Source organism: Candidatus Nitrotoga sp. BS (assembly GCF_927797785.1).
Lineage (GTDB): Bacteria > Pseudomonadota > Gammaproteobacteria > Burkholderiales > Gallionellaceae > Nitrotoga.
The window spans coordinates 1-5105 of the sequence record NZ_CAKMLL010000063.1; the positions used below are offsets into that span (position 1 = coordinate 1).

At 47.3% G+C, this 5105-nt stretch carries 4 protein-coding genes; 2 read left to right on the top strand and 2 right to left on the bottom strand.

Going from position 1 to position 5105, the window contains the following annotated elements:
• Positions 1–77 precede the first annotated feature (77 nt).
• The gene (locus tag MJ769_RS07585) at positions 78–797 is read right to left on the bottom strand and encodes an rRNA pseudouridine synthase (protein ID WP_239235873.1); all 720 of its coding nucleotides are present in this window, start codon (positions 795–797) and stop codon (positions 78–80) included.
• 73 nt (positions 798–870) lie between these two features.
• On the opposite strand from MJ769_RS07585, the gene MJ769_RS07590 reads away from it, so the two are divergent.
• Together MJ769_RS07590 and MJ769_RS07595 are read left to right on the top strand one after the other, a co-directional pair.
• On the top strand, positions 871–1098 hold the full coding sequence (locus MJ769_RS07590) for a VF530 family protein (protein WP_239235875.1): 228 nt from the start codon (positions 871–873) through the stop codon (positions 1096–1098).
• Positions 1099–1266: 168 nt separating this feature from the next.
• On the top strand, positions 1267–1806 hold the full coding sequence (locus tag MJ769_RS07595) for a Slp family lipoprotein (RefSeq protein ID WP_239235877.1): 540 nt from the start codon (positions 1267–1269) through the stop codon (positions 1804–1806).
• A 117-nt stretch (positions 1807–1923) separates the two neighbouring features.
• Here MJ769_RS07595 and alaS read toward each other — a convergent pair whose 3' ends face one another.
• Positions 1924–4617: an alanine--tRNA ligase gene (gene alaS, locus MJ769_RS07600; protein ID WP_239235879.1), complete on the bottom strand. Its 2694-nt coding sequence runs from the start codon at positions 4615–4617 to the stop codon at positions 1924–1926.
• Positions 4618–5105 lie beyond the last annotated feature (488 nt).

Sequence of the window (5105 nt, forward strand, 5' to 3'; positions counted from 1 at the left end):
GTTTTATATTATATTTTAAGTATATTATTAATAAAGCAAGTCGCATAGAGTGCTCGCAAGCTATTAAGCTTTCAGGGCTAAAACTTCTCATGCGGCATCAAATAACGCCATAGTCCGGGTTGCAATTTGGACATCGACATCCGGCCGATCCGGATTCGTTTAACGGCCAGCACCTGTAGCTCGACACTTTTACACATATGTGCGACCTGTCCGGGTTGCACCCCTTTGAGGGCAAAACGCAGCCGTGTTTCGTTTTGCCAGCTGACTTTGATCGGAGGCAGAGCCCGACCGTTAAAAATGATTCCGTGGTTGAGTTGCTTGAGCCCAGCGGGAGTCAGCTCACCTGCGACCTCCACAATATATTCTTGCTCAATTGTGGCTGCATCATCTATCAGCTTGCGCTCTACTCGAAAATCCTGGGTGAATACTAACAAGCCGCTAGCATTCTTCTCTAACGGTATGCATTGCTTCAGCCGAGCAAAGTGTTGTTTGCTGAGGTGAATGCAAGATGGATCGTCAGTCGTCCGCGTATCGGCGCAAATAAGTTGTTGCGCAGCATTAGCATCCATGCCTGCGACTGGCGGTTGATGAAACAAAATTGTCACTGGCGCAACCGGAGCGAGACTAGCTTCAGGGTGAAGCTCAACTTTCTCTTGCTGAGACACCATGAACTGGGGTATGTCCACCACTTTTCCATCGACCATAACCCAGCCGCCTGTAATATAAAGCGCAGCCTCCCGGCGTGAACAGGAGATTAATTCAACAAGGAATTTTGAGAGGCGAATGGGGTCTGACATGAACAGGTGTATATTTAAAAATGAAGTGTCATTGTAAATGCTCAGATCAAACTACCACATGTAAAATACGAATATGGATGCAAATAAAAAATCTGTAAACACACCCACTTTGGACGGTATCACTCTTGAAACGATCCTTACACAACTATCTGTAAACTTGGGCTGGGAAGTCATGGGTGCTGCTGTGCCCGTGCGATGTTTTACACACGATCCCAGTATAAAATCCAGCTTAAAATTTTTACGGAGAACGCCATGGGCTCGAAAAAAAGTTGAAGAACTGTATTTACAACAAATTAAATAAATTATCTAATGTAAATTGTTGATAAAAACGGGCAAAGGACATCTTCTCAGATAGAGTGAGCGACAACATCTGTAACTGAATAACTGAGTGTAAAGTGAAGCGTCCAGTTTTTTTGACAATGGTGACGAGGACATAGACCGATAGCGTATCAAAACTAAGGAGGCTTCCATGGATCGCTGGATTTTTCTTTTTCTGTTACCAATTGCTGTTGCTGGTTGTGCCACCGTCCCAAAGCCCCTTGCCGTCGGCGCATTTGCTGAGGTAACACCAAACGCGGCTCAAAACGATAATCTTATAGGTCAGCGTGTACGTTGGGGAGGCAGCATTGCGAACACGGAACCAGGCAAGAATGAGACGTGTATTGAGATAGTGAGCCACCCACTTGACAGTAACGCAAGACCTCTAGATACGGATATGACATGGGGACGCTTCATTGCCTGCGCTCCAGACTTTTATGATCCGGAAGTGTATGCGAAGGGCCGCGAAGTAACAGTAATTGGCAATATTCAAGGTACGACCGTTGACAAGCTTGGCGAATATGAATATCACTATCCTCAGATCAACGCCGAGACAGTGTATCTATGGCCAAGGCTCACTACATACCCATATTATGGGTCACGGTATCCTTATAATGGCTATTATGGGTCATATTGGTACAACAACATGTGGGGTCCATGGAATGGTCGGTTTGGAAGTCCTTACTGGTAGTAGAAATAATAGATAGCAAGCAAGCACGAACGTCTGCCTGACTAAGTAGTTTGTTCGCAGGGATGTGCATAGCGATAATTCGCAAAATTGTCCATCCCTGCTTGAATTTTATCTTGCTTATAGCTTTCTTTTTACCCAAGCCGATACAGATGCGAGTGCAGTGGCTAAAAATTCTGGTTGAGTACCCCCTGCTTGAGCCATATCCGCGCGGCCACCACCCTTCCCACCCACTTGCTGTGCTACCGCATTAACCAATTCTCCCGCCCTTACCTTGTCGGTAATATCTGCGGTAACACCCGCGATAAGTGTCACTTTTCCATCAGCCACGGCAGCCAATACGATGGCTGCCGATTTAAGTTTGTCTTTCAGCTTGTCTAATGTTTCACGCAATGTTTTGATATCTGCACCTTCCAAAAGTGCTGCCACTATCTTGACGCCATTAATTTCTAGTGCCTGACTGGCCAAGTCGTCACCTTGCGAAGTAGCCAATTTAGATTTTAAGGTAGCGAGCTCTTTTTCCAGCGCTTTTGTCGCATCCTGCATTTGCGCAACACGCTGGATGAGTTCGTTTGGCTGCACCTTAAGCGTGGCGGCGACTTCATTTACTCTCGCATCAAGCTGTTGTACCCAGTTCAGCGCACCCTCCCCGCTGATCGCCTCAACTCGGCGGATACCAGCAGCCACACCGCTCTCCGTTACAATCTTGAATAAACCAATATCGCCAGTGCGCTGAACATGCGTACCGCCGCATAATTCAGTAGAAAAATCGGCCATGCCTAATACACGCACTTCATCACCATACTTTTCTCCGAACAATGCCATGGCGCCAGATTTGAGTGCATCGTCATAGGTCATTACTTGCACGCTCACTGCAGCATTCGCCTGTATGGCACTGTTTACACGACATTCCACCTCTCGGATTTGAGTATTGGTCATCGGTGCATTATGGCTAAAATCAAAGCGTGTTTTTGTCTGATCAACCAGCGAACCTTTCTGTTGTACGTGCGCACCCAACACATCACGTAACGCCCGGTGCATCAGGTGCGTAACTGAGTGGTTACGGATAGTGCGCGCACGCGCAGCTACATCAACTAGTGCTTCAACCAAGTCGCCTACCTTGATAACACCGCTCTTTATCTGTCCGTGGTGGCCAAACACATCGGGTTGAATTTTCTGTGTATCTTCTACAACAAAAAGCGTTGGATTATTGGAAGACAGCTGCAGCACACCCACGTCCCCCACCTGCCCGCCAGATTCCGCGTAAAACGGCGTATTGTCTAGCACCACAATACCTGTCTCAGCGGCGGAAAGCGCTTGCACAGCCACGCCATCCTTATAAAGCGCCACGACTTTGCCCTGCGTAACCAGTTTTTCGTACCCGTGGAATTGCGTTTTTACACCTTCGTATTCGAGCCCCGCCGCTATCTTGAACTTTCCAGCCGCGCGTGCCTGGTCGCGCTGGCGTGTCATGGCATCATTAAAACCCTCCTCATCAACTATTACACCATGTTCACGACATACATCCTGTGTCAGGTCGAGCGGAAAGCCATAAGTGTCGTGCAAAGTAAAAGCAATATGTCCCACAAGTATTTTGGGTTGAGGCAACGCGTCTTCACCTCGGACCTTCCCATTGCCCGGTTCAACATCGAAACCAAGACCAGCCGTTATAACTTTCTCGAGTGCTACATCAAGCATTTTCATACCATGCTCAATAGTCTCAAAAAAGCGCTCTTCCTCAATACGTAGCACGTCAGTTACCCGCGTTTGTGCTGCAACCAACTCGGGATATGCTCCGCCCATTTCCCTGGCAAGATCAACTACTATCTTATGGAAAAAAGCTGCGCGACAACCCAATTTATAACCATGGCGGATGGCACGGCGGATAATGCGGCGCAGCACATAGCCGCGCCCTTCATTGCCGGGAATTACGCCATCCACGATTAGAAAGGAGCAAGCACGAATATGATCTGCGATCACCTTGAGTGAGTTATTGGTAAGGTCGTTGGTGTTCGTTTCGCGCGCCGCCGCGCAGATAAGATTCTGGAACAAATCAATATCATAGTTGGAGTGCACCTGTTGCAATACTGCCGCGATGCGCTCCAATCCCATGCCAGTATCGACCGATGGCTTGGGTAACGGGTGCAGCACACCGCTCTCATCGCGGTTGTATTGCATGAATACCAAGTTCCATATTTCAATATAGCGATCACCATCGGCCTCCGAACTACCCGGAGGGCCGCCCCAAACGTCAGGCCCATGGTCGTAAAAAATTTCCGAGCATGGACCGCATGGGCCGGTATCAGCCATTTGCCAGAAATTATCAGAGCCATAGCGTGTGCCATGATTGTCACCAATACGAATAATGCGCTCGACGGGTACGCCTACTTCATTAGACCAAATTTCATAGGCCTCATCATCCTCGGCGTAAACTGTTACCCACAGCTTGTCAGCTGGTAATTTATAAACCCCAGTGAGCAGTTCCCATGCGTATTTGATGGCACTATGTTTAAAGTAATCTCCAAAGCTGAAATTACCCAGCATCTCGAAAAATGTATGATGCCGTGCGGTATAACCCACGTTTTCCAGATCGTTGTGCTTACCTCCTGCGCGCACACAGCGCTGCGAAGATGTAGCGCGGACATAAGGACGCTTGTCGTGGCCAAGGAAACAGTCTTTGAATTGCACCATGCCAGAATTGGTGAACAGCAACGTAGGGTCATTACCCGGCACCAATGGACTGGACGGCACGATAGTGTGCTCTTTGGAAGCAAAATAATCCAAAAATTTCATACGGATTTCGCTGCTGTTCATCTCTTCACCAATCTCAAAAAAAGCAAATTTTCTTATGTCTCATAAGGTGCGAATAATACCATCCGACACCACCAGGCTGCACCTCCCATTTCTTCCATCGAGAAGCTGGTGAAGCGGCAAAACAGTTTTTTTAAAAATAATGATGGCGTTAATTCTGGTAACGGTATCAAATGAGTCATCTTAGATGGCGTTTGCCATGGGATAAAACATATTACTAACACTTAAGAGCGCCTCTATAAATTCAATTTTTTTGGAGTCTGTCCGATTTAAAGAATCGTAGCGAGAACTGAGCTGAGCGATGGTAGATTTAGCGAGTTTTCACCTTGCAACGTAATGTCTGCCTACCCCACTTGACGATTTTCAGGGTAATAGTTGTTATTGCCCAAAAAGGCGGCGAAATAGTCACCGCTCAGCTCAATTTGCAGCCTATTTCCTTTAATTCCGACAGGATGCTAGTCACAATAAGGCACGAGTAAAAAATTTTTTGC